The organism is Polynucleobacter sp. MWH-Adler-W8, assembly GCF_001889925.1.
Classification (GTDB): Bacteria; Pseudomonadota; Gammaproteobacteria; order Burkholderiales; family Burkholderiaceae; genus Polynucleobacter.
In genome coordinates this window covers 248,713-273,239 of the sequence record NZ_LZFI01000004.1, presented here as the reverse complement: position 1 = coordinate 273,239, position 24,527 = coordinate 248,713, and the positions used below count along the sequence as shown (strand labels likewise).

Below are 24,527 nucleotides of genomic sequence, written 5' to 3'. Positions count from 1 at the left end.
AAGGGTGGCTTTTGTTTTGCTGCCGAATACGCGCGTCTTAGTTAACGCCGTGGAGCTCCACATCAAATACCAGGGTGGCATTTGGAGGAATAACGCCACCCGCACCGCGAGGACCGTAGCCCATCTCAGAAGGAATGATGAGTGTGCGTTTGCCACCAATTTTCATGCCAGCTACGCCTTCATCCCAGCCTTTGATCACATGACCAGCACCCAAGGGGAAGCTAAAGAGTTGGCCACGATCTAAGGAGCTGTCAAACTTTTGACCTTTATGGTCAGCAGCCTTCTCGTCATAAAGCCAGCCGGTGTAATGCACATCCACATGATTGCCTGCGGCAGCTTCTTTGCCTTCGCCCACAACAGTATCGATTTTTTTGAGTTCACTCATGATGTTTTCCTATTTCACACAAATTGATTGGCTAGTATATTCTGAGCTCTGTAAATCTCTTTGGTAATGATGCTTTAGCTAAAACGTATGACAAATTATTGGCCAAATTCTGCATATAGCACCCTGACCATCAGTTCTGATGATCAGTTGTTGGTGACGGATGACTTTTTGCGTACTTATATGGAGAGGCCGGAGCTCAAGCTGGTTCCCGAATCTTGCGCTATCGAACGTTCACTCCATCAGCGTTTAACTGACAACCCTCGTACAGATGTTGCTGATGATGAAATCTCGGCGATGGCTGATGAGGATATTCAGGAGAACTATCGCGTTTGGCTGCGCTACCGAAAGCGTTTATTAGCGGCAAGCTCCCTAGAGAACTTTTATATGAGTTTATTTAAAGGTGAGGGAGTGGACGTACCGCCTTTATTTATTGCTCAACTCGCCCAAATTTTCATTAGACATATCCTGGGTAACGATGCGCATCCACTAGAAGCCCGTATGGGCGAGCTCTTTTTCAGAACTCAGAAGATTACTGTTATCGAGGATGGCATCGTGATGGGCGCGGACGATGAAGTAGTTGCGCGCAATGCTCAGGCTAGCGATACGGGCAACATTATGGATTTGCTTAAAGGCAAGTCAATGACGATGCGTTCAGCTGATCTAGATGTGCTGCATGAAGACAATGCTGATACCTATTGGACTCGAAACGAAGATTTTGATTTAGCGGTTCAGCTCAATTTTGGGCATGAGCCTATTAATCATTTTTGTCGCGTTTTAGAGAAATGGATCAAACATTTCCTCGGAGTGAGTGTGCGCATTACCCCCATGCAGCAAATTACGGATCCTAAGTGGTCATGGCATGTTGGCTTAGATGCAGCCGCTACTGAAATACTGAATAAGCTTTACAACAAAGAGTTGGTAGAGGCAGATGAGTTGCAAAAGGTGATTTGTTTATTTCGCTTAGACTTTATCGATGAGGCTGCTGTAGCTCAAGCGCAGGCTGGTAAGCCGGTATATATGGCTATTGCCATGAACGACCAGCAGCAGCTGAAGTTAAAGCCACAAAACCTTTTGTTTAACTTGCCGCTAGCTAAAACTTCTTAGGCCGTCACTCGAGATTTTCTCCGTTGCTGAGCAAGCCAGAAAATTGCCAGACCGCTCACTACAACAGGGATGAGTGATCCCCAATTGAGGATGCTCCAACCATGTGAGGTGACTAGGGCACCTGACCCAAAAGAAGTGAAGGCCATAGTTCCGAAGACGAAGAAATTAATGGTAGCCTGTGCTTTGTCTCGCTCATTGGGTTGATAGGCAGTCATCGCTAGAGAGGTGGCGCCAGTAAATAAAAAGTTCCAACCAACACCGAGTAAAAATAAAGCGATAAAGAATTGATGGAGATCGGTTCCGGTAAGCGCGATTGCAATGCAGATGAAGTTCAGAAGCACCCCAGTCCCCATCACTTTTAATACCCCAAATCGTTGGATGAGTGATCCTGTAAAAAATCCGGGAGCAAACATGCCAATCACATGCCACTCTAGAACTAAAGCGGTGTCCGAAAATGGTAGCCCACAGATTTGCATTGCCAAAGGTGTGGCGGCCATGAGTAGATTCATGACCCCATATCCCAATGCTGCACCAATGATGGCAACCATAAAGACTGGCTGCTGGAGAATGATTTTCAGTGGGCGTCCATCAGTAAGGGCATGCTGAGTCTTTAGCTCTTGTGGAAACTGAATGAATTGCATCACGAAGATGCCGATGAATCCGGCAATGGATAGAGTGAGATAGGCCCCTAGAAAGGCGGTATCAAACAGATCTCGAGTCCAGGAGGCTAGATTAGGTCCAATGACTGCACCGAGGATGCCGCCAGCAAGCACCCAAGAGATCGCCTTATCGCGTTGACTCTGTTCTGTCAGTTCTGCTGCGGCAAAGCGATAGAGCTGCCCATTAGCGCTGTAATAGCCTGCAATAAAGGTCCCCAGCACCAACAGCCAAAAGTTTCTCGTGATGGCGGCGTAGGCGCATAGCAGTGCTGAGAGCATTGCTAATAGCAAGCCCAATTGGAATGAAACTCTGCGCCCAAAGTAGTTTTGAGATTTAGCCACAATGGAGGTAGAAAAGGCGCCCCCGACAACATAGCCCATAACGGGTAGGGTGGCCATCCAGCTGGCTGGCGCAAGACTTAACCCCACAAGCCCATTGATAGCTATAAAAGTGACATTATTGGTGAGGAATAGCCCCTGACAAATGATCAGCAGCACCAGATTTTTGTTTAGTAAAGGATGTTTGCTGGTCATGGCATGCAGTGTACGGTGAATTTGAAGCTTCGGTTGTCTTGGTGGATTCCCTTAAAATGCCCTTTATTAGGCGCTTTAGGGTGCAAAACCACCATTTTTGCCAAGTCCGATGATTTAAAATGGAAAACTCGCCTCATTGGCAAAAGATGCGCTAAAAGCGACTTGCAAAATGTGGATTTGAGAGCGACAGGGTAAAAACCTGACTCTGTAATTTTTTCAATATTGAGGAAACATTCATGGCTTCAGAGCAATCAAAGATTATTTATACGCTGACAGATGAGGCGCCACTTTTGGCTACTCGCGCATTTCTGCCAATTATTCGTACTTTTGCAGCTCCTGCTGGCGTGGAGATTGTGACGAGTGATATTTCAGTTGCCGCTCGTATCTTGGCTGAGTTTCCTGAATGCTTGACCCCTGAACAGCAAGTTCCTAATAACTTGGCTGAGCTAGGTAAAATGACTTTATTGCCTGATACCAACATTATTAAGCTCCCAAATATTAGTGCTTCCGTACCTCAGTTACTTGCAGCCATTAAAGAGTTGCAATCTAAAGGCTACAAGATTCCTGATTTCCCTGAAGATCCAAAAACGGATGAAGAAAAATCCATTCGCACTCGCTATTCCAAATGCTTGGGAAGCTCAGTAAATCCTGTATTGCGCGAAGGTAACTCTGACCGCCGTGCTCCCCCTGCTGTGAAACGTTACGCTCGTAAAAATCCACACTCGATGGGGGAGTGGAGTCAGGCGTCACGTACTCACGTTTCTCATATGCATGGCGGCGATTTTTATGCTGGCGAGAAGTCCATGACCTTGACTAAGGCTTGTGATGTGAAGATGGACTTGGTGACAAAGAGCGGCAAGACTATTGTCCTTAAACCAAAGGTCTCTTTATTAGCTGGCGAAATTATCGACAGCATGTACATGAGCAAAAAAGCGTTATGCGAGTTCTATGAGAAAGAAATCGAAGACGCTTATAAGACCGGCATGATGCTGTCCTTGCACGTCAAGGCAACCATGATGAAGGTTTCTCACCCAATCGTGTTTGGTCATGCGGTAAAGATTTTCTATAAAGATGCTTTTGAAAAGCATGCCAAGCTGTTTGAAGAGTTGGGTGTGAATGCTAATAACGGTATGAGCAGTCTCTACGAAAAGATTAAAACTTTGCCAGAATCTAAGCGCGAAGAAATCATTCAAGACTTGCATGCCTGCCACGAGCATCGTCCAGCATTGGCGATGGTGGACTCTGCTAAAGGTATTACCAACCTTCATTCTCCAAGCGATGTGATCGTAGATGCTTCTATGCCTGCAATGATTCGTGCTGGCGGAAAAATGTGGGGTGCTGATGGTCGTTTGCATGACACGAAAGCAGTGATTCCAGAAAGTACCTTTGCCCGCATCTATCAAGAAATGATTAATTTCTGTAAGACACATGGCAACTTTGATCCAACGACGATGGGTACAGTGCCTAACGTCGGCTTGATGGCCCAACAGGCTGAAGAGTACGGTTCACATGACAAGACTTTTGAAATCCCAGAAGCTGGTGTAGCGCGCATCGTTGCCGATGATGGCACTGTATTGCTTGAGCAAAATGTGGAAGAGGGCGATATCTGGCGTATGTGCCAGGTTAAAGATGCGCCAATTCGTGACTGGGTCAAATTGGCTGTAAATCGCGCGCGTCTTTCTAATACTCCAGCAGTATTCTGGCTCGATGAGTACCGTCCACACGAAGCTGAATTAATTAAGAAGGTAAATACCTATCTCAAAGACTACGATCTGAAGGGCGTAGATATTCAGATCATGTCCCAGACACGTGCAATGCGTTACACCTTAGAGCGTGTGATTCGTGGCAAGGACACGATTTCTGTGACGGGCAATATTTTGCGTGACTATCTCACTGACTTATTCCCAATTATGGAATTAGGTACTAGTGCAAAGATGTTGTCCATCGTGCCTTTAATGGCTGGCGGCGGCTTGTTTGAAACTGGTGCTGGCGGATCAGCTCCTAAGCACGTTCAACAATTGGTGGAAGAAAACCACTTGCGTTGGGATTCACTTGGTGAGTTCATGGCTTTAGCTGTATCTCTTGAGGATATCGGCGATAAAACTGGCAACAACAAGGTAAAGATCTTAGCCCGCACTTTGGATGAGGCGACTGGTAAGTTGTTGGATAACAATAAGTCACCTTCGCCACGTACTGGTGAGTTGGATAACCGCGGTAGCCAGTTCTACTTAGCAATGTACTGGGCTGAAGCATTGGCCGCTCAAACAGAAGATAAAGAATTGCAAGCGCACTTTGCCCCTTTGGCAAAATCTTTACTTGAGAATGAGCAAAAAATTGCGGATGAACTCAAGGCGGTTCAAGGTAAACCAGCAGATATTGGTGGTTACTTTATGCCTGATTCTGAGAAGTTTGAAGCAGTAATGCGTCCAAGTGCCACTTTGAATGCAGCTTTGAAGGCAGCAAACGCATAATAGGTATAAGCGATAAGTATTTAAATTTTAAAATAGCTTTAGTATTTAAAGGCAAACCTTCGGGTTTGCCTTTTTTATTTATTAATTCCATTTCTAAGTAATGCCTAAACCAAAAGACCTGGTTGAATTGAGTTATCTGAGTGAAGCTATCTCGGATATGTCTTTTCTTGGCTTAATGCGCTTGCTCGAGTCGGCGCGCGCGTTTAATCAAAAAAATGGAGTTACCGGCATTCTCTTTTACGATAACCAGCAGTTTGCTCAGGTGATTGAAGGTGAGCGTGCCAACATTATGAAGGTATGGAAGAGAATCCAGGATGATAAACGGCATCATCGTATTGAATTATTGGAGATAAAAGAAATTTCCGAAAGAAGCTATCCAGATTGGCTACTCCGCTTTTATGGCGGCGAGTCTTTAGTGAGAGACTACCCCGACTTGGCTGAAATGGTTGGCGGTATGGATAAAAATAGCCTCGCTTTGATGAACCAAATGCGGGCAAGTCAGTTTTAAGCAAGAAATTTCCATCGGTAGCACAATAGGTTTATTACATTCATGGGAGCGCAACATGCGTTTTACTGATAAAACCATTCTTGCAGGCGACATCACTCCAAAAGCCGTATTTGAAAACCGCCGCAATATTATCAAGACTGCTGCTGCAGGGGGCTTTGGAATGGCGCTGGCGCCCTGGTTCTCTAGAGAAGCGCTTGCTGCCAGTCCAGAAAAGTTGACTGCTACGCTTAATCCCGCCTATGCGAATAAGGATGATTTAACTGCCCTGAAGTACGTCACCAGCTACAACAACTTTTATGAGTTTGGTACTGATAAAGCTGATCCGGCAGCGTATGCCGACACCTTGCAGACAAGACCCTGGACCATCTCAATTGAGGGCTTGGTCAAAAAGCCAATGACACTTGATATTGATGCGCTTCTCAAGTTAGCCCCAATGGAAGAGCGAATTTATCGGATGCGCTGTGTTGAGGGTTGGTCTATGGTCATCCCTTGGGATGGTTACTCGCTCTCTAAGCTCATTAATAAAGTAGAGCCGCTGGGGTCTGCAAAGTATGTGGAATTTATTTCCTTAGCTGATCGCAAGCAAATGCCGGGGGTGAAGAGCAATATTATTGATTGGCCCTATCGTGAAGGCTTGCGCATGGACGAGGCCATGAATCCATTGGCGCTGCTGACTTTTGGTTTATATGGTGAAGTCTTACCAAAACAAAATGGTGCGCCAGTTCGCATAGTGGTGCCCTGGAAATACGGCTTTAAGAGCGCCAAGTCGATTGTCAAAATTCGCTTTACAGAAGAGATGCCTAAGACCAGCTGGAATCAGTTCGATGCGCGTGAATATGGCTTCTATTCCAATGTCAATCCTCAGGTAGATCACCCGCGTTGGAGTCAAGCGGTTGAGCGTCGCATTGGTGACCCCAAGGGAATGTTTGCACCAAAGATTAAAACCCAAATGTTTAATGGCTATGGTGAACAAGTAGCTAGTATGTATACGGGCATGGATCTGAAGAAGTACTATTAGTAATGAGCAAAATTTACTCATTACTTTTTAGTGCCTGCATTTTGTTGTTTCACTTTTCTGCTTATGGGCAGGGAAGTGATGCGCCTGTAAAGACGATCCCCTCTCTAGATGTACCGCGTTATTTGGGTACTTGGTATGAGATTGCTAAATATCCTAATTGGTTCCAGAAGAAGTGCGCTAGCAATACTAAGGCAGTCTATTCGGCTAGGGCTGATGGCACGCTAAAAGTGTTGAATAGCTGCAAGACGGCTGAGGGCGATATATCAGAGGCCGAGGGCACTGCAAGGCAGATTGGGGCAAAAGACTCTCCCAAGCTTGAAGTGCGATTCGCACCCGCGTGGTTGGCTTTTATCCCTTTGGTATGGGGCGATTATTGGGTGATTGATCTAGATGCTCAGTATCAAGTGGCTGTCGTGAGTGACCCTCGCCGTGAATATCTTTGGATTCTGTCCAGAACGCCAGAGTTAGACAAAAAAGTCTATGAAGATACCTTGGCGCGCATACAGACGCAGCAGTTTGATGTGCGTAAGTTAGAGCTAACTACTCAAGCAACTTCAAAGTAAGTACAAAGCAACTCAGTTATGACTACGCATTTGCTGCCTCCTGGGATTGAAGTTTTTGAAAGAGGCTGGCTCTCCGCCAATAATATTTTTCACTTTGGTGAAAGTGATGTTTCCTTGGTGGACTCGGGATATTGTGCTCATCAAAATTTGACTATTGGTTTAGTTCAGAATGCTTTGCAAAAGCATCGACTATTGAAATTAAATAAGATGGTCAATACCCACCTGCATTCAGATCACTGTGGCGGCAATGCTGCTTTGATAAAAGCTTTTGATTGCGAGGTATACATCCCGGCTGCTGAAGCAATAGCAGTTAAAAACTGGGATAGCGATCTATTAAGTTATGACAACTTGGGACAGGAATGCCCTCAGTTTCTACATCACGGTGTATTAGTTCCGGGCGAGGAAATATTGCTAGGAAGATATCTTTGGAAGATATTGGCGGCACCAGGGCACGATCCACACTCTGTCATGCTGTATCAGGCGGATCATCGCATCTTGATTTCAGCAGACGCCCTATGGGAAGAGGGTTTTGGGGTGATTTTCCCGGAGCTCTGGGGAGAGGCGGGTTTTGAGGAGGTAGCGCATACCTTGGATCTAATAGAGACCTTGCCAGTCAATCTGGTGATTCCAGGGCACGGCGCACCTTTTGTAGATGTTTCTAAATCTCTTGCCACAGCAAGATCAAGATTGGATTACTTGGCATCTGATCCAGATCGTAATGCTCGCCACGGCGCTAAAGTATTACTGAAATATCGCCTCTTAGAATGGCGTAGTCGTGATATTGCGCAAGTGAATACTTGGATTGCGAATACACCAGCGTTAATGAGCGCAGCAAAAATGCTCAATATGAATATAGATGAATTTACGCAGTGGCTACCTAAGGCCTTGGTCAAATCTGGCGCAGCAAAAATAGAGAATGAGATCTTAATTGACCTTGGCTGATCTTGGCTAATCTTTTTTCATCACCCGCTTCAAAAGCTCAGTGAAATTTTTCCGTACACGGTCCAGTTGTAGACTTGATAAGTCTGCACAACTTGCTTGGCCCCACCAATGGCGACTAGAAGATTTTTGTTAATGCGTTGAGTCACCATAGCGTCGATTGGTACAAACCAGCCGCCACCTGCCGAGTTATAAACGGCACCATTTTCATCCCAGAAGCGCAGCTGAGTGCTTGAGGTCAGATTGAGGCCGACTGTCGGATAAAGCTCGAGGTGATTATCTACTGGAGGTAAACCGGAGGCTGTGGGTGCCTTGCGATTAAAGCCCATCATGTATCTGGCGAGAGGTGAAATATCCGCAAGGATATTTTGGCTGCTACCTGCAGGCCTAAAGGAGGTGCTCACCTGAGGTCCTGCTAGCCACTGGCCTGTGCTACCGAGTGGGGCTAATATTCTGGCCCCAATATTTGCAAACCAATCGGCTTGACCACCCCAAATTGTGAGCATTGCATTGTTGGGTGAGTAGGTGCCGGTGGATTGTGCGGCAAGTGTTGGTCCATAGGCGGCCGTATAAGCAGTGTCCAATCTCATGGTTCCATGCCAGCTACCAAGATTTAAGGGGTTGTAATAGCGTAATTTAAGCGTGTCAGCATAGTTATCGGCACCCTGGGCGGCATGATAGCCCCAAAACTCTAGAATGTGATCTTGAGATCTTTCTTGAGATGCATTAACGAGCCCTAAAATAGGTGTGGGAGAGGGTTGCTCCGTTGCGCACGCTAGAGCGGCAGGAATGCATAGCAATGAAAAAGTGAGCGCACGCAGGAATACCATATAGGCATTAATATTAAATTACAAAACACTATTTACTAAAGATTTAAAGAGGAAGCATGGAACACACTGTATTGGTTACTGGCGCTACCGCAGGATTTGGAGAGGCAACTGCCCGACGCTTTTTAGCTCATGGTCACAAAGTGGTTGCGGTTGGCAGGAGGTTGGATCGTTTAGAGGCTCTAAAGAGCTCCTTACCTGCTGAGCAGCAGAAAAAACTTCACACCTTGGTACTGGATGTTTGTGACAGCACTCATGTAGACACTCTGGCCAGTACTTTGCCGGCAGAGTTTTCTAAGGTGACTGTTTTAGTTAATAACGCCGGTCTTGCTTTGGGGCTTGAGCCAGCCTACCAAGCAAAGATTTCCGATTGGGATCAAATGATTGATACCAATATTAAAGGTTTAGTTCACATGACTAGAGCCTTTTTACCTGGAATGGTTGAGCGTAAATGCGGTCACGTTATCAATATAGGATCGGTAGCAGGCCTGTATCCCTACCCCGGCAGTAATGTGTATGGCTCTACTAAAGCATTTGTTAAACAATTTAGTTTAAATTTGCGCGCTGACCTATTGGGAACACCCTTACGCGTTACCTGTGTTGAACCAGGCTTAAGTTCGGGTACCGAGTATTCGAATGTTCGCTTTAAGGGTGATGATGAAAAAGCAGATAAAGTCTATGAAGGTGTTCACGCCTTAAGTGCAGATGATATTGCGGAAGCAATTTATTGGACTGCTACTTTACCTGCGCATATGAATATCAATGCCCTTGAAGTGATGCCGGTTCAGCAATCATTTGCTGGCACAACTTTGCACCGAGGCGCTTTGTAATATTTAAGGCTTCCAGCGATAAAACTTGGGGTACACACGCATGACTACGGGACCATCAAAGTCCCACGATTTACAGGTGCCCAAGTACAGTGGCGGCTTATCGCCATTCGGATCAAAGAATGCCCCCGGAATGGATTGATAAGCTGCAGTAGCAAGGTTAAAGAGAAGCTCTCGCAAATGCGTGCAGCCTTTGATTCCACCGAGATGGGTATCAATCGTTTTGCGCCAACCCTTACCTAGTCGCTCTCCAATCAGTGAGTCCATCGGTGGAATAGCTGCTGTGCATTCTGCATGGGGCTGTCCATCCATTACCGCTTCAATTGCCTTAATGACAAACTCTTTATCAAGCGTGACTCGAACCCACATGTCATGAAAGGCTTCGCCTGGTTGCCAGGTCTTTGCACTTGTTTGGAATGGGTTTGTTTTGAAATCTTTGAGATGACCCTCGATATCCCATAAACCATCTTCTCGTGTGTAACCCTGAAAAGTAATTTCTCGAGTATGTAATAAGGAGCGTGATTTTGGGGTGGATAGCATGGGGATAGGACTATTAATTAAGGTTATCTAATGATAATGAATTGCAGTACAAACAGGCCCAACTTCATGCGGACCCTCTCTGTAGTATCCTCTGCAGCATATGGCAAAACCTATTTCCCTAGAAAAAATTCTTTTTAGCCAAGGCTTTGGTACTCGTCGCTATTGCAGTGATTTGGTATACGCCGAGCTGGTTAAAGTAAATGGCATGTTAGCTGAAGATCCAGAAGAAAGAATTTCCACAGAAAATCTGATGCTGAACGTAGAGGGTAAAGACTGGGAGTATCACGAGAAAGCTTACCTTGCTTTTAATAAGCCAGCCAATTACGAGTGTTCACATAAAACGACACACCATCCCAGTGTCTATAGCCTACTACCTAGTCCCTTTGTTGAGCGAGGGCTGCAATGCGTAGGGCGCCTAGACTATGACACCACTGGGTTGCTCTTGATCTCAGATGACGGTCAGTTTATTCACAAGATGACAACCCCGAAGAAAAATATTGGTAAGGTCTATGAAATCACCACACCAGAGCCTATTACACAAAAACAAATCGATCATTTAATGAGTGGCGTTGTGCTCGATGATGATCCAAAGCCTTGCTATGCCACAGCATGCAAGCAAATTTCTGATCATGTGTTAGCGATGACAATTGTTGAGGGACGTTACCATCAGGTAAAGCGCATGATGGCGGCAGTTGGAAATCATGTTGCCAAATTACACCGCACTGAAATTGGCGCATACCAAATGCCTACGGACTTGGCCGAGGGAGAATGGCGCTGGCTCTATCCAGAAGATTTCAAGCAACTCTCCCAAAGCGTCTCCACTTAAAGGCAGTCCATCTTGATAGTTAATGGTTTTGATTTAGAAAAAGAAATTCCCTTATGGTCTTTAGAGCTTGAGAGTAAGGCAATAGCACGCAAGTTTGTTTTTGCGGACTTTCAGCAAGCTTTTGAATTTATGACGCTATGCGCACAGTACGCTGAAAAAATAGATCACCATCCTGATTGGTCCAACTCTTGGAATACGGTTTCAGTCAAGCTCACTACCCATTCAGCTGCTACCTTAACTACATTAGATATTCAGTTGGCAAAGGCAATGGATTCCTTTGCTTCCCAAGTGAAGCGCGACTAATTAGTGCTCTTCACCTTCGTGTTCTTCCTCATTCATGCTCATGAGGATGGTGGCTAGCAAGCCATAGACTACTTCGGTGGAGATCATCCCGTCTTCATCTAGATCATCAATTAAGTCATTTAGACGATCCTCGGTTGGCTCGTTAAGCAAGGTCATTGCGCACTCGCACCCATAGTCAAAATCTTCATCATTCTGGGTTTGGTTTTCTTCGGTCATATTTATCCTTAATTGAGCTTTCAGGATAGCAAATTACAGCCCAATTCGATAGGGTTTTGCCCTAGACCGAGACATTTATGTGCGAGCGCAAAAAGTCCAGAATGATTTATAGTCTTTTTAAAAGAAAACCATAGGAGACAACATGCAATTAGACATTAATGGTCAGGTTCAGAATATTGATGTGGAGCCAAATATGCCTTTGTTGTGGGCTATTCGGGAGGTGGTAGGACTCACTGGCACGAAGTATGGCTGCGGTATTGCGCAGTGCGGAGCTTGCACTGTCTACCTTAATGGCGAGCCAGTTCGCTCTTGTTCAATTCCAGTATCTGCGGTTGGTAAAGCCAAAATTACCACTATTGAAGCGCTCTCTAAAAACAATACACATCCAGTACAGCAAGCTTGGGTTGCACTCGATGTTCCTCAGTGCGGTTATTGCCAATCAGGTCAAATCATGGCAGCTGCCGCTCTCTTAAAGAGAAATCCAAAACCCACTGATGCCGATATCGATAATGCCATGGGTAATCTATGCCGTTGTGGAACGTACCAAAAAATTCGGGATGGAATTCATGTTGCTTCTGGACAAAAGAAATTGGCAGATGTCTTGGCGCAGTACAACGCTACTCCTGCGACACGTGGTTAAGGAGAAGAACATGACAACTATAAATTTAACTCCCAATTTAGAAAACACCTCCCGTCGTGATTTCATCATCAAAGGCACTATGCTGGGTGGCGGACTCATGCTGGGCATAGGCGCCTTGCCTGATTTAGCATTTGCTCAAGCAGGCTCTAAATACGATCCAAATACACCGCTGCAAGCAGGTGAAGCTGAAGTCAATGCTTGGGTCAGCATTAAACCGGACGATACCGTCTATATCAGAATTGCTCGCTCGGAGATGGGTCAAGGAACCCGTACGGGCCTTGCTCAACTGGTTACTGAAGAGCTCGAGTGCAATTGGAAAAAGGTAAAAACTCAGTCAGCTACTCCAGGACAAAGTTTGGCGCGTAAACGCGTGTGGGGTGAGCATGGTACTGGCGGTAGCCGCGGTATTCGAATCTCTGAGGACTATGTGCGCCGTGGCGCAGCAGCGGCTCGCATTATGTTGATGCAGGCAGCGGCCAATCAGTGGAATGTTCCTGTTGCAGAGTTGACAGTAGACAAGGGTGTGATCACTCATAAAGCAACGGGTCGCAAAACGACCTACGGCAAAGTAGCTGAGCTAGCATCTGCCTTAACTCCGCCTGATCCAAAGTCGATTACCCTGCGAGATCCTAGAGAATGGAAAGTTGCTGGACAGCCTTATGCGCGTATCGATACTGCCAATAAGGTTAATGGATCAAAAATATATGGCATTGATTTACAGTTTCCAGGAATGCTTTGTGCTTCTGTGAAGGCCTGCCCTGTATTTGGTGGCAAATTGGTTAGTTATGACGAAGCCAAAATTAAAGAGATGCGTGGTGTAAAGGGTGTGGTTAAGATCGATGACAGCACTATAGCGGTAGTCGCTGATACCTGGTGGCATGCAAATACAGCGCTTAATGCGTTGCCTATTGTTTGGGATGAGGGTAAAGCGGCCAGCGTCTCCCAAGATGGCATTAATAAAATGTTGCGTGATGGCTTGGATGAGCAGGGTGACTTTTGGCAGCGTAAGGAGGGCGATGCGCCTGCTGCCATCAATAGTGCTGCCAAGAAAGTAGAAGCCATTTATTACACACCTTATCGTGCTCACGTCACGATGGAGCCTATGAATGCCACCGTCAAAATCACTGGCGATCGTGCAGAGGCTTGGGTGCCAACCCAAAATGGTGAGGGTTCTCACGCAGCTTTATCTGAAGCTACTGGCTTACCACTCGCAAATTGTGAAGTGTATAAATTAGATTCTGGTTGTGGCCTGGGTCGTCGCGGCTCCACGCAAGACTTCACAACCTTTGCTGCTAAAGTAGCGCAAAAGTTTCCAGGGGTCCCGGTCAAAGTCATTTGGAGTCGTGAAGAAGACATGACACATGATTACTACCATCCGATAGCGATGGCAAAGATGACTGCTGGTATTGACGGCTCTGGCAATGTCACTGGTATGCACATCAAGGTTGCAGGTCAGTCGATTAATGCCACATTAGCACCTCAGGCCATTAAAAATAGTAAAGATGAACGTCAGCTCCAAGGCTTCTATGAAAAGGGTCCTGATGCGCAACTTGGCTATACCTTCCCGACGCTCTTAACCGAATATGTGATGAAGAATACCCATGTGCCAGTTGGCCCATGGCGCGGCGTGAACACGAACCAAAATGGCATCTTCATGGAATGCTTTATGGATGAGTGTGCCAAGGTGGCAGGTAAGGATCCTGTGAAATTTAGGCAGGCCCTCATGCAAAGTCATCCAAAGCATTTGGGTGTACTGAATGCTGCTGCCAAAAAAGCGGATTGGGATAAACCATTGCCAGTAGGGACCTACCGAGGCGTTGCTCAGTTCATGGGCTATGCCAGCTACTCTGCTTGCGTTGCCGAAGTGACCGTGCAGAATAATGTGGTGAAGGTTACACGCTTGGTATTTGCCTTAAATTCGGGGCATGTTGTTAATCCCTACTTAACCCGAGAGCAAATTGAAGGTTCTGTAGCGATGGCCTTAGGCGCAATCTTCTTGCCGGAAATCTCTGTAGAAAAAGGTCGCATCAAACAGCAGAATCTGGATGCCTACCCGCTGTTGAAGTTATCAGCTACACCAAGGATCGAAACAGTCTTGGTCCCTAGTTTTGATTTTTGGGGTGGAGTGGGTGAGCCAACAATCTGTGTAGTTGGCCCCGCTGTTGCGAATGCCATTTCTGCTGCGATAGGTAGACCGGTTCGAAATTTCCCGCTGAGCAAGGAGGGGCTGAGTTTGGCTTAGTCTTAGCTTAAGCACGAACCACACGGCAATTGATTAAACGACCCCATTGATTCTGAATCGATGGGGTCGTTTAATATGGCTTATGAATTTGATTAAGACATCGGTCTTCTTGTTTTCTTTACTGCCGCTAGCCCGCTTATTTTGGCTTGGCGACCATGAAGGTCTGGGTGCTAACCCAATTGAATTTATCACCCGATCGACTGGTACTTGGGCATTGGTTTTTCTGTGCATTACTCTGGCGATGACCCCTTTACGCTTGATGACGGGATTGACTGTTTGGATAAAGTTGCGTCGCATGTTAGGACTCTTTTGTTTCTTCTACGCTTGCATCCACTTTTCGATTTGGTTTTGGTTAGATCAGAATTTAAATCTTCAATCGATGTGGAATGATGTTGTAAAGCGCCCCTTCATTACGATGGGCTTTCTGACTTTGGTATTACTTGTCCCATTGGCAGTGACATCAAATCATTGGGCAGTTCGTCAGCTTGGCAGGCGTTGGGCTGTATTACACAAGCTTGTATACGTAATTGCATGCACTGCAATCGTTCATTATTGGTGGCACAAGGCGGGTAAAAATGATTTGGGAACAGTCTCGATTTATGGGGCAGTTATTTTTCTATTGCTGATCTGCCGTATCCCAGTCATCAGAAATATGCTTCAGGGTATTCGAAGTAATTTGCTTGGATGAGGGATAGGCTGCTGCCATACAATGAGTCTCATGAATACATTCTTTTCGAGGCTGAGCCTATTCCTGTTATTGATGGGCCTTGCAGCTTGCTCCCAAACCCCTCCTTTGCCCCCTGGGTCAACGACTTATTCCCCTTATACTCATGGGCAGGTTCAGGAATTCAATAGGCAGTCCCTGTCTCCGGTTGAGGGGCCGTTTGGTCCGGTAGATCCAAGAGCAGAAGATGCTCGTATAGCTAAAGAGCGCGCATCGGATGCAAAATATTACAAGCAACCCCAGGGTGAAGAAGAGGCAGAGGCAATAGAAACGCAATCAGCCGACTCCTATCAAGCCACAAAGCCCGTTATTACTTTTTAGGCTAGCGTTAGTTTGGGAATAGAGTCTATTGTTAATAGCGCTTGCGCTTCCTCTGGTGTGGCGTTGAGCCACGCATCAAAGAGTTCAGGTCGCAACGGCACTACGGTACGTTTCTCATCTTCGGGTTTATGCATGCGCTGCATCACCGGGTGATTGCTGGCATTAATTGTGAGCATGGAAAATGAAACGATGAGCTCACCAGTTTCTGATTCAGTCCAGGTGTCCCAGATAGAGGCAATGGCCATCGGTTCTTGATTGGCTTGCTTGATAGTAGTCCGGACTGCTTTACCAGATTCATAACAAGGCTCATAAAAAGCATCCGCCAAGGCTAATGCGTAATGCCGCTTGGTCCAGGCGAACTTGTAAGAGGGCTTTTCGGCTACCGTTTCAGCTCTTGCGTTATAGGTTTTTCTGCCGAAGGTTTCTTCTTTAGCCCAGGATGGTAAAAGGCCAAAGCGTGCTAAACCGATTGCGGTACGGTCAGTATTATGACTTTTGAGGATGATGGGTCCCGGATAGCTTGGGAATACATCATGAGCCATTGATATGGGTAATTCGAGGTCAAAGTGGGTTTTTACCCAATCAACATTTACGGTAGTGAGATATTGAACACACATAAAGCTATTTTACTGCGCCTTATTGCTGTTGACCCCATGCCTGCTGGTAGTATTGAGGCTAAATTTTAGAAAGATATCTTCCTTATGAAACCTTTTGTCTCTGTTTTGAATCCAATGATCGTTCGTTTAATCGCTGCAGGCTTGTTGACCGGTGCACTTGTTGGCGGTGCTTATGCCCAGCAGAGTGGTTTACCCATTAATGCTGCAGCCTCTGTTAATGGAATCATTATTACTAATGATATGGTAGAGCAGGGAATTAAAGTGGCGCTTTCACAAGGGCAAAAAGATTCTCCAGAGTTACGCAAAGTGGTGATCGAGAAATACATTGAAGTACTACTGCTTTCACAACAAGCAGAAAAAGATGGTTTAGCAAACTCAGAAAAAGCCAATACACAACTGATGATGATTCGTCAAAATTATTTGGCAGATTTAGAGCTGTCAACTTATATGGCTAAAAATCCAATCACCGAAGCAGATGTTCAGGCTGAATACAACAAGGAGATTGCCTCCTTGGGCCCTCAGGGCATGATTGCCGAATATAAAGTGAGTGATCTTGCAGTAGCTAGCGAAGCCGATGCTCAAGCTGCCTTGGCACGTATTAAGAAAGGCGAGCCATTTGATAAGGTTGCCAAGAGTGTTTCATTGGCCCCAAACAAAGTACAGGGCGGTGCAGTGGGCTGGGTTCAGCCTGGTCAAGTGGCTCCACAATTAGCTTCTGTATTGGCAACCCTTTCTAAGGGCCAGGTTTCACCAGCGCCAATTCAGATGCAACAAGGTTGGTATTTAATCAAGCTGGAAGATAAGAAATCAAGCAAGCCACCAACATTCGAGCAAGCTAAGGCGGGTATTCTTGCCGGCATGACACAAAGAAAGCAGTACGAATTCTTGGGCCAGATTGCAAAAGATGCAAAGATTGTGGTTCAGTAAAAGCGGCAATGCTTTAATGTGAAGAAGGACTCCAAGGAGTCCTTTTTTATTTCCGTTCTAGTGTAATGAAGCTAAAGTTAACATCACCTTCGGATCCAGGGGTGCGCTCTACTTCTTTCCAATCCGATTCATTGGGAACTTCAAAAAAGGTATCGCCACCCTCAATATCTATATCGATCTCAGTAATATAGAGTCGATCTGCTTTCGGAAAGGCCTGCGTGAAGAGTTGCTCACCGCCAATGACAAAAACACGTGGGAACTCACTTAAACTCTTTAAAGCTTCATCGAGTGATCCGACTAATTCGCCACCAGTAGCTTGATAACTTGCATTGCGGCTCACTACGATGTTGCGACGTCCAGGAAGTGGGCGTCCAATGGATTCCCAGGTCTTACGACCCATGATCACAGGGTGCCCCATGGTCACGCGCTTAAAGAACTGCAAATCAGCCGAGATCTTCCAAGGCATTTGATTGTCGCGGCCAATGACGTGATTGCGTGAGCGCGCAACAATCATAGAAATAGCAGGTTGAGTCATAAGTAGGATTCTTAAATGGCTACAGGAGCTTTAATGTGAGGATGAGATTCATAGCCGACGATTTCGAAGTCTTCAAACTCATAATCAAAGATTGAATCAGGCTTGCGCAAAATATTAAGCTTAGGTAAGGGGAAGAAGTTCCTCGATAACTGAAGTTCCACTTGTTCTAGATGGTTACTATATAAATGACAGTCACCACCCGTCCAAACAAAGTCACCCACTTCCAGGTTGCATTGTTGCGCCATCATATGCGTTAGCAATGCATAGCTGGCAATATTAAAGGGCACGCCCAAGAAGATATCCGCACTACGTTGGTAGAGCTGGCATGACAACTTGCCATCGGCCACATAAAACTGAAAGAAGGCGTGACAAGGTGCTAAAGCCATGCGAGGAATATCAGCCACGTTCCAAGCAGAAACAATAATGCGACGCGAGTCTGGATTCTTTTTAATGGTCTCTACTACTTCTGAGATTTGATCGATATGCTGACCATTCGGCGCAGGCCATGAGCGCCACTGATAACCATAGATAGGACCCAAATCACCATCGGGTGCTGCCCATTCATTCCAGATGGATACGCCGCGTTCTTTCAGCCAGTTATTGTTCGTGCTACCTTTGAGGAACCAGAGTAATTCATAGATGATGGACTTCAGGTGAAGCTTCTTGGTAGTTACCATGGGAAAACCATCAGCCAAGTTAAAGCGCATCTGGTGTCCAAATACGGAGACCGTGCCAGTTCCAGTTCTGTCAGACTTTTGAACCCCCTTGGCGAGGACTTCTTTCATGAGATCGTGATATTGACGCATATAGATTGGCTAAAAGTGGTTATGTATTAATGAATTAAGGATAGCTTACTCGAATGTGGGCGACTTCACTCCCAAGGCTTTGTGAAGCTTGGGGGAGGTGGTTGTGTACTGGAGTTGAATCTGTTTTTCGGGGTTTAGGTATGCTGCCGCAGCAAAGGCGGCAAGAGCTGCCTCATGAAATCCAGACAGGATCAATTTTTTCTTACCGGGGTAGACATTGATATCGCCAACAGCGTAAATCCCAGGAGTACTGGTTTGAAATTTCTCGGTATCAACGCAGATTTGTTTGCGATCGATATTCAGGCCCCACTCTGCAATCGGACCCAGCTTAGGGGAGAGTCCGTAAAACACCAAAAGATCATCAAGTGGGATCTGTTTTGCTTCGCCATCAATATTGGTGAAAGCAATTTCAGCAAGTCGATCATCTCTAACTTCGTAGCCGGTCACTTGTCCGATGAGCAGATTCATCTGCTTATTGGCGCAAAGTTCACGCATTCTCGCAATCGATTTTGGCGCAGCTTTAAAGTCGTCGCGACGATGTATCAAGGTAACGCTAGAGGCAATCTCAGAAAAATGAATCGCCCAATCTAGTGCTGCATCGCCACCACCACAAATCACAATTCTTTTATCTGTAAATTGCTCAGAATTTTTAGCGTGGTAGAAAACCTGCTTTCCCACAAAGGCATCAAGGCCTTCAAGGTTGATGGTGCGAGGCTGGAAGGCCCCTACGCCACCAGCAATAAAGACGGTTTTACTGAGAAAGTGATTGTCCAGCGAGGTGCAAACAAGAAAGCGCCCATCGGCCTGACGTTCAAGCTTGCTAACTTCTTGACCCAGATGAAATTGAGCTTTGAAGGGTTCAATCTGTTTGAGTAAATTATTGGTGAGTTCGCGTCCAGTGCACACTGGAATCGCGGGAATATCGTAGATGGGTTTATCTGGATAAAGTTCAATGCATTGACCGCCAACCTCCGGGAGTGAATCAATGACATGCGCTTTAATTTCCAGGAGACCTAATTCAAAAACCTGAAAGAGACCCACGGGACCGGCGCCAATGATGACGGCATCAGTTTCTATGGGTGTATTCGACACAAATTTCTTTGGTTAGAAAATTACTTTACTAGCTGATCAAGTTTGTTTTTAACATCTTTCCATTCTTCGGCATCCGGAAGAGCTGCTTTGGACTTGGTAATCGAAGTCCAAGAAGGAGAAAGTTCAGTATTGAGTTTGATGAATGCCTGTTGGTCACCAGGGACATCATCTTCAGCGTAAATAGCGTTAACAGGACACTCTGGAACACAAACTGCGCAATCGATGCATTCATCTGGATCAATCACTAAAAAATTAGGACCTTCGCGAAAGCAGTCAACTGGGCAAACATCAACGCAGTCGGTGTATTTGCAACGGATACAGGCTTCGGTAACAACGTAAGTCATGGTGGTTTTGTTTCAAGAGCCCCAAAAAGCTGGGTGCTAAGTTATAAAAGCTCAATTTTAGCTGAAATAGCCTATTTTTCAGGCGAAAGGGTCTATTTAGTTGAGGTAAAGTTCCCACTATGAATACCCAGTCAAATAAGCACGCTAGCAAGCAAAAACCCAGAATCCTGGTTGCAAGAGCCATTTTCCCAGAGGCTTTGGCTAAATTAGAGGAATCTTATGAGGTTCGGTCCAATCAAGAGGATAGGATTTTTAGTCCCGAAGAGTTGCAAAAAGAACTCTCTGGGGTTGTAGGGGCTTTAGTTGCTGGTAGCGAAAGAATTGATGCAAACGCCCTAATGCATGCCAAAGATCTGAAAATTGTGGCCAATATTTCTGTGGGGTATAACAATTTTGATGTGCCAGCAATGACTGCTGCTGGTGTGATGGCAACGAATACGCCAGATGTTTTAACTGACACAACGGCTGACTTCGGATTTGCTTTATTGATGGCAACCGCAAGGCGCATAACTGAATCTGAGCACTGGGTGCGGGCAGGGCAGTGGGACAAATGGTCGATTGTGAATAACCCCCTTGGCATGGATTTGCATCACAGTACAGTAGGCATTATTGGTATGGGTCGAATTGGTCAAGGCATTGCAAAGCGCGCATTGGGTTTTGGTATGAATGTGATTTATCACAATCGCAGTCATTTATCAGAGGCCGATGAAAAAGCCTGTGGCGCTACATATGTTTCTAAAGAAGAATTGCTTCGTACCGCTGATCACGTAGTTCTAGTGTTGCCTTATAGCGCCGAGAGTCATCATACGATTGGCGCCAAAGAAATTGCTCTCATGAAACCAACGGCAACCCTGATAAACATTGCCCGTGGTGGCATTGTGGATGATGCGGCTCTGGCTCAAGCTCTCAAGGAAAAAAGAATCTTTGCAGCCGGCTTAGACGTATTCGAAGGCGAGCCCAAAGTGCATCCCGAGCTATTGAAATTGAATAACGTAGTACTTGCTCCACACATTGCTAGCGCTACAGAAAAAACACGTAGAGCGATGGTGGATTTAGCGGTAGATAATTTACGTGCAGTGCTTGAAGGAAAAAAACCACCCAGTCTTATTAATGCAGAAGTCTACAAAGCTTAGTAAAAAAAATAAAGCCGAGCATTACTCGGCTTTATTGCTTGGAAATAGCTCCGAATATTGAATTTTTACTCGGCGTCAATTTCTTCTGGCAATTCGCGTAACGCTAATTCAATGCCGCCGAATTTTCCAGCAACCCAGTTATAGACTTTGCAGGCAATCCACAACAATCCAAACCCGAGCAGGGCATTGAGAATAAGTGCGGACAACACAGTAAATCCTGGGATAGCACCGTCACGAATGAAGGCTACAAATAGAGCCAACAATACAATCGGTACAGAGAAGCAGAGGTAAACCAAAACTAAGGTTTTGGCGGTATGCATTGGGTCTAGAAAGACGAGTTCTTTTTTGCTAAGTTTCATGATGACGCAATCTTAAAGCAGTCCATCAAAAAGTGCTATATCTACCCAGTCTCCAGCGGCAACATTTCCCTGTTCGTGAGCTAGGATCACAAAGCAATTAGCTTCACTCATCGAGCGCAAAATCCCAGCGCCCTGGCTGCCAGTCAGAAGTACCGTTGGCTTGCCAGCGGCTCCACGCCCCAGAATAGCGCGCTGAAATTCTGTTCGGCCTGGCTTTTTCCGAATGGGTGCTTCGGCAATAGCCTGGGTAAGAGGTGGTTCAGTTTGATTGGCACCATTGAGCTGTAAAAGTGCTGCTCGAACAAATTGATAGAAGGTCACCATGACAGCCACTGGATTTCCGGGTAAACCAAAGAAGAGTGTTTTGCGAGCAGGGAATTTTCCAGAGACTGGTTTGAGAACTCCAAACGCCATAGGGCGTCCTGGGCGCATAGCGATTTTCCAGAAACCGACATCACCCAACTCTTGCATGATCTGTTTCGTGAAATCTGCTTCACCAACCGAAACGCCCCCAGAAGAAATCAATACATCTGCTTTGCTAGCTGCCTCAATAAAGGCTTGCTTCAAAGAGACGGGATCATCGTGCACAATTCCGCAGTCAATGATCTCTAAATTCAGGCGATTGAGTAAACCAGTAAGACTGTAGCGGTTGCTGTCATATATGCTGCCTGCATCTAATGCTTGGCCTGGCGCACACAATTCATCACCGGAAGACAAAATGGCTACTTTGAGTTTGCGCTTTACTGGTAAGGAGGCAATACCAAGTGATGCAGCTAGACCTAGATCAGAAGGGCGCAGTAAGCGACCCGCAGCAATTGCAGGTTTACCCTTTTTAAGATCCTCGCCACGCAGGCGTCTGTTCTCACCTGGTCTTAATTGATCTTGTTTGAATTCAATTACATTCTCATCTTTGGCGCTTGTGAATTCTTGTGGAATGACGGTATCACAGCCAGCAGGCATCACGGCACCCGTCATGATCTTTAGGCATTCCCCAGGACCAATGCTGCCTTCAAAGGGTTTGCCAGCAAGCGCCGTACCAACTACTCTTAGGGTGATGGCCGTGCTGTTGGTGTCGAGACATTTGCCATCAAATGCAAAACCATCCATAGCTGAATTGTCTGCAGCCGGAACATCAATAGGTGAGAGTAAATCGGCTGCCAATATCCGATTAATCGCTTGATCCAATGCAGCAGTTTCAACATCTGCAGGATCATTAATCGTCTTAGATTCTTCAATGAGATCTTCTACCAACGCAGCAATTGCCTTGCGTGCATCATCAACATGTAGTGACGAGGTCAAGAGAATTGCTTGGTTTGGAGAGTGACTCATGCCGATACTTCTTCTAGTGAGTTTAGCTCTTCAGGAGTATTTACATTGGCAAATAGTTGAGGGTCATCAAAAATGACTGTGCTGCTATGCAACTCTTTAAACCAGCGATCAATTTTGAGATCCCCTTTTTGGAGAAATTGATTCAATGAATCTTGCAAGTTACTGCGCATAAGGCAAAAAACAGGCTGTGCCCATACTTTGCCATCTGCCTCTTTGGTGGAGGCGTACACCAATTGAAAGTCACCTCGCCCCATCTCGGCAATTAATAACTCTGCGAGATTATTGGGTAGCAAGGGGGAGTCGCAAGGTGAGGTAAGGAGATAAGCCGTCTTGCAAGACTTCAGTCCTACAGAGAAGCCCGCTAATGGCCCTGAAAAATCTGGCGTTTCATCCATAATCACTGGATACCCATAGCTCGCATACTTTGTGATGTTGCGGTTGGCATTAATCATAATAGTTTGCACCTGGGGCTTGAGCTTTGTGATGGCTGACTCAATGAGCGGTTTGCCATGGAAAGGAATAAGACCTTTATCAATGCCACCCATGCGTTGCGCACGTCCACCAGCAAGTATGAGTCCAGTAATGTCTTTAGTAGAGATCATTAACCACCAATGTAAGACATTTCAACCTTGCGGTTACCAGATAACAGATTCGCGGTATGCGAACCCCGAATTTCTGAATAGTGATCGTCGCGAGTTGACCAGGTATTCATTACCGCATTAGCGATTTCTAAATCACTCTTGCCAGAGCGCAATAGGGTTTTGAAATCAAAACCTTCATTGGCAAAAAGACAAAGATACATTTGCCCATCTGTCGAGATGCGCGCTCTAGAGCATTCGTGACAGAAAGTTTGAGTAACACTGGAGATCACGCCAATCTCGCCAGAGCCATCGACATAGCGCCAGCGCTGTGCAACTTCGCCGGTATAGTTGGCTTCAACAGGCTCCAGAGGAAAAGCTTCATGAATTCTGGCAATGACTTCTTTGGATGGAAGAACCTGCTCCATATTCCAGCCATTAGAGCTGCCCACATCCATAAATTCAATAAAACGCAGAATGACGCCGCTACCTTTAAAGTGCTTAGCCATTGCAATAATCTCATGATCGTTGGTACCTTTTTTCACCACCATATTTACTTTGATGTTCTGGAAGCCTGCTTCTTGTGCTGCGGCAATTCCGTCAAGTACATCGGCAACTGGGAAATCGACATCATTCATTTTCTTAAAGATCGCGTCATCCAAACCATCAAGACTCACTGTCAATCTTTGCAGGCCGGCTGTTTTTAAAGCAACGGCTTTCTTGCGCAAGATGCTACCGTTAGTAGTCAGAGTAAGGTCCAGCGCTTTATCTTCTGGTGTGCGCACTTTGGCCAACATCTCAATCAGCACTTCTAAGTTCTTGCGCAGCAAAGGCTCGCCACCGGTTAATCTAATTTTTTCAACGCCTAATGTGGCAAAGATAGAAGTGAGGCGAGTGATTTCTTCAAAGCTCAGTAATTCTTTATGAGCTAAGTAAGGATAGTTTTGGTCAAACACTTCCTTGGGCATGCAATAGGTACAGCGGAAGTTACAGCGATCAGTCACTGAGATACGGAGATCTCTTAGGGTACGTCCCCGAGTGTCTTTCGTATGACCGTGAGGAGTGACGAGTTCGACACCAATGGGTGGCGTTAGGCCTTTGCCTTCGTCTATTCGGATGGGGATTACTTTTTCAACCATATACGTAATTATGGCTGTGAA

The 24,527-nt window shown here is 45.9% G+C and carries 29 protein-coding genes; 15 read left to right on the top strand and 14 right to left on the bottom strand.

Features of this window, described 5'->3' with window-relative positions; translation table 11 throughout:
- Positions 1-37: 37 nt before the first annotated feature.
- Positions 38-385: an FKBP-type peptidyl-prolyl cis-trans isomerase gene (locus AOC28_RS06675; RefSeq protein ID WP_072583173.1), complete on the bottom strand. Its 348-nt coding sequence runs from the start codon at positions 383-385 to the stop codon at positions 38-40.
- A gap of 87 nt (positions 386-472) precedes the next feature.
- On the opposite strand from AOC28_RS06675, the gene AOC28_RS06670 reads away from it, so the two are divergent.
- The gene (locus tag AOC28_RS06670; protein ID WP_072583172.1) at positions 473-1,489 is read left to right on the top strand and encodes a DUF6352 family protein; all 1,017 of its coding nucleotides are present in this window, start codon (positions 473-475) and stop codon (positions 1,487-1,489) included.
- Here AOC28_RS06670 and AOC28_RS06665 read toward each other — a convergent pair.
- Entirely contained in the window at positions 1,486-2,682 is a 1,197-nt protein-coding gene (locus tag AOC28_RS06665; protein ID WP_072583171.1) for an MFS transporter, read from the bottom strand. The two genes, AOC28_RS06670 and AOC28_RS06665, sit on opposite strands and share 4 nt — an antisense overlap.
- Positions 2,683-2,918: 236 nt before the next feature.
- Here AOC28_RS06665 and AOC28_RS06655 point away from each other — a divergent pair, with 236 nt between their 5' ends.
- The 5 genes from AOC28_RS06655 to AOC28_RS06635 all read left to right on the top strand — a co-directional run bounded on the left by AOC28_RS06655 (position 2,919) and on the right by AOC28_RS06635 (position 8,184).
- Positions 2,919-5,153 (top strand): NADP-dependent isocitrate dehydrogenase, encoded by a 2,235-nt coding sequence (locus tag AOC28_RS06655; RefSeq protein WP_072583169.1) that lies wholly within the window; start codon positions 2,919-2,921, stop codon positions 5,151-5,153.
- A gap of 100 nt (positions 5,154-5,253) precedes the next feature.
- Positions 5,254-5,661: a BLUF domain-containing protein gene (locus tag AOC28_RS06650; protein ID WP_072583168.1), complete on the top strand. Its 408-nt coding sequence runs from the start codon at positions 5,254-5,256 to the stop codon at positions 5,659-5,661.
- Positions 5,662-5,716: 55 nt separating this feature from the next.
- Complete coding sequence (msrP, locus tag AOC28_RS06645; protein WP_072583167.1) at positions 5,717-6,679, top strand: protein-methionine-sulfoxide reductase catalytic subunit MsrP; 963 nt, start codon at positions 5,717-5,719, stop codon at positions 6,677-6,679.
- Between the two features lie 2 nt (positions 6,680-6,681).
- On the top strand, positions 6,682-7,242 hold the full coding sequence (locus tag AOC28_RS06640; RefSeq protein ID WP_072583166.1) for a lipocalin family protein: 561 nt from the start codon (positions 6,682-6,684) through the stop codon (positions 7,240-7,242).
- A gap of 18 nt (positions 7,243-7,260) precedes the next feature.
- Positions 7,261-8,184 (top strand): MBL fold metallo-hydrolase, encoded by a 924-nt coding sequence (locus AOC28_RS06635; protein ID WP_072583165.1) that lies wholly within the window; start codon positions 7,261-7,263, stop codon positions 8,182-8,184.
- A 29-nt stretch (positions 8,185-8,213) separates the two neighbouring features.
- Here the strand turns inward: AOC28_RS06635 and AOC28_RS06630 are convergent, their stop codons facing one another.
- The gene (locus AOC28_RS06630) at positions 8,214-9,011 is read right to left on the bottom strand and encodes a hypothetical protein (protein WP_237767759.1); all 798 of its coding nucleotides are present in this window, start codon (positions 9,009-9,011) and stop codon (positions 8,214-8,216) included.
- A 56-nt stretch (positions 9,012-9,067) separates the two neighbouring features.
- On the opposite strand from AOC28_RS06630, the gene AOC28_RS06625 reads away from it, so the two are divergent.
- Entirely contained in the window at positions 9,068-9,838 is a 771-nt protein-coding gene (locus tag AOC28_RS06625; protein WP_072583164.1) for an SDR family oxidoreductase, read from the top strand.
- Between the two features lie 3 nt (positions 9,839-9,841).
- Here the strand turns inward: AOC28_RS06625 and AOC28_RS06620 are convergent, their stop codons facing one another.
- On the bottom strand, positions 9,842-10,375 hold the full coding sequence (locus tag AOC28_RS06620) for a DUF2889 domain-containing protein (RefSeq protein WP_083564247.1): 534 nt from the start codon (positions 10,373-10,375) through the stop codon (positions 9,842-9,844).
- 100 nt (positions 10,376-10,475) lie between these two features.
- Here AOC28_RS06620 and AOC28_RS06615 point away from each other — a divergent pair, with 100 nt between their 5' ends.
- A complete protein-coding gene (locus tag AOC28_RS06615) occupies positions 10,476-11,201 on the top strand; it encodes a 16S rRNA pseudouridine(516) synthase (protein WP_072583162.1) in 726 nt (241 codons plus the stop codon).
- A gap of 12 nt (positions 11,202-11,213) precedes the next feature.
- The gene (locus tag AOC28_RS06610; RefSeq protein WP_083564246.1) at positions 11,214-11,504 is read left to right on the top strand and encodes a 4a-hydroxytetrahydrobiopterin dehydratase; all 291 of its coding nucleotides are present in this window, start codon (positions 11,214-11,216) and stop codon (positions 11,502-11,504) included.
- Here the strand turns inward: AOC28_RS06610 and AOC28_RS06605 are convergent, their stop codons facing one another.
- Positions 11,505-11,720, bottom strand: coding sequence for a hypothetical protein (locus AOC28_RS06605; protein WP_072583161.1), 216 nt, complete (start codon positions 11,718-11,720; stop codon positions 11,505-11,507).
- Between the two features lie 142 nt (positions 11,721-11,862).
- Here AOC28_RS06605 and AOC28_RS06600 point away from each other — a divergent pair, with 142 nt between their 5' ends.
- The 4 genes from AOC28_RS06600 (at position 11,863) to AOC28_RS06585 (ending at position 15,647) form a co-directional block, all read left to right on the top strand.
- Positions 11,863-12,360, top strand: coding sequence for a (2Fe-2S)-binding protein (locus AOC28_RS06600; RefSeq protein WP_072583160.1), 498 nt, complete (start codon positions 11,863-11,865; stop codon positions 12,358-12,360).
- A gap of 10 nt (positions 12,361-12,370) precedes the next feature.
- On the top strand, positions 12,371-14,602 hold the full coding sequence (locus AOC28_RS06595; protein ID WP_072583159.1) for a molybdopterin cofactor-binding domain-containing protein: 2,232 nt from the start codon (positions 12,371-12,373) through the stop codon (positions 14,600-14,602).
- Between the two features lie 82 nt (positions 14,603-14,684).
- The gene (locus tag AOC28_RS06590) at positions 14,685-15,290 is read left to right on the top strand and encodes a protein-methionine-sulfoxide reductase heme-binding subunit MsrQ (RefSeq protein ID WP_072583158.1); all 606 of its coding nucleotides are present in this window, start codon (positions 14,685-14,687) and stop codon (positions 15,288-15,290) included.
- Positions 15,291-15,320: 30 nt separating this feature from the next.
- Complete coding sequence (locus AOC28_RS06585) at positions 15,321-15,647, top strand: hypothetical protein (RefSeq protein WP_237767758.1); 327 nt, start codon at positions 15,321-15,323, stop codon at positions 15,645-15,647.
- Here the strand turns inward: AOC28_RS06585 and AOC28_RS06580 are convergent.
- Positions 15,644-16,264, bottom strand: coding sequence for an SOS response-associated peptidase family protein (locus AOC28_RS06580; protein ID WP_072583157.1), 621 nt, complete (start codon positions 16,262-16,264; stop codon positions 15,644-15,646). The genes AOC28_RS06585 and AOC28_RS06580 overlap by 4 nt on opposite strands.
- A gap of 84 nt (positions 16,265-16,348) precedes the next feature.
- On the opposite strand from AOC28_RS06580, the gene AOC28_RS06575 reads away from it, so the two are divergent.
- Positions 16,349-17,191, top strand: coding sequence for a peptidylprolyl isomerase (locus tag AOC28_RS06575; RefSeq protein ID WP_237767757.1), 843 nt, complete (start codon positions 16,349-16,351; stop codon positions 17,189-17,191).
- Between the two features lie 46 nt (positions 17,192-17,237).
- Here AOC28_RS06575 and AOC28_RS06570 read toward each other — a convergent pair whose 3' ends face one another.
- The 4 genes from AOC28_RS06570 to fdxA are packed head-to-tail and all read right to left on the bottom strand — an operon-like array spanning position 17,238 to position 19,968.
- Positions 17,238-17,726 carry a dihydrofolate reductase gene (locus AOC28_RS06570; RefSeq protein WP_072583156.1) on the bottom strand — a complete coding sequence of 163 codons (489 nt, stop codon included), beginning with the start codon at positions 17,724-17,726 and terminating at the stop codon, positions 17,238-17,240.
- Positions 17,727-17,737: 11 nt separating this feature from the next.
- On the bottom strand, positions 17,738-18,532 hold the full coding sequence (locus AOC28_RS06565) for a thymidylate synthase (protein ID WP_072583155.1): 795 nt from the start codon (positions 18,530-18,532) through the stop codon (positions 17,738-17,740).
- Positions 18,533-18,577: 45 nt separating this feature from the next.
- Positions 18,578-19,624, bottom strand: coding sequence for an NAD(P)/FAD-dependent oxidoreductase (locus AOC28_RS06560; RefSeq protein WP_072583154.1), 1,047 nt, complete (start codon positions 19,622-19,624; stop codon positions 18,578-18,580).
- A 20-nt stretch (positions 19,625-19,644) separates the two neighbouring features.
- A complete protein-coding gene (fdxA, locus tag AOC28_RS06555; protein WP_072583153.1) occupies positions 19,645-19,968 on the bottom strand; it encodes a ferredoxin FdxA in 324 nt (107 codons plus the stop codon).
- Between the two features lie 119 nt (positions 19,969-20,087).
- Here fdxA and AOC28_RS06550 point away from each other — a divergent pair, with 119 nt between their 5' ends.
- Positions 20,088-21,101: a D-glycerate dehydrogenase gene (locus AOC28_RS06550; RefSeq protein WP_072583152.1), complete on the top strand. Its 1,014-nt coding sequence runs from the start codon at positions 20,088-20,090 to the stop codon at positions 21,099-21,101.
- A gap of 65 nt (positions 21,102-21,166) precedes the next feature.
- On the opposite strand, the gene AOC28_RS06545 is transcribed toward AOC28_RS06550, so the two are convergent.
- Genes AOC28_RS06545 through moaA form a run of 4 tightly spaced genes read right to left on the bottom strand, consistent with a single transcriptional unit; the run spans position 21,167 to position 24,506 of the window.
- The gene (locus AOC28_RS06545; protein WP_072583151.1) at positions 21,167-21,460 is read right to left on the bottom strand and encodes a hypothetical protein; all 294 of its coding nucleotides are present in this window, start codon (positions 21,458-21,460) and stop codon (positions 21,167-21,169) included.
- 12 nt (positions 21,461-21,472) lie between these two features.
- Positions 21,473-22,789 (bottom strand): gephyrin-like molybdotransferase Glp, encoded by a 1,317-nt coding sequence (glp, locus tag AOC28_RS06540; RefSeq protein ID WP_072583150.1) that lies wholly within the window; start codon positions 22,787-22,789, stop codon positions 21,473-21,475.
- A complete protein-coding gene (gene mobA, locus AOC28_RS06535; RefSeq protein WP_072583149.1) occupies positions 22,786-23,391 on the bottom strand; it encodes a molybdenum cofactor guanylyltransferase MobA in 606 nt (201 codons plus the stop codon). Before mobA ends, glp begins: the two co-directional genes overlap by 4 nt.
- Positions 23,391-24,506, bottom strand: coding sequence for a GTP 3',8-cyclase MoaA (gene moaA, locus AOC28_RS06530; RefSeq protein WP_072583148.1), 1,116 nt, complete (start codon positions 24,504-24,506; stop codon positions 23,391-23,393). Before moaA ends, mobA begins: the two co-directional genes overlap by 1 nt.
- Positions 24,507-24,527: the final 21 nt, after the last annotated feature.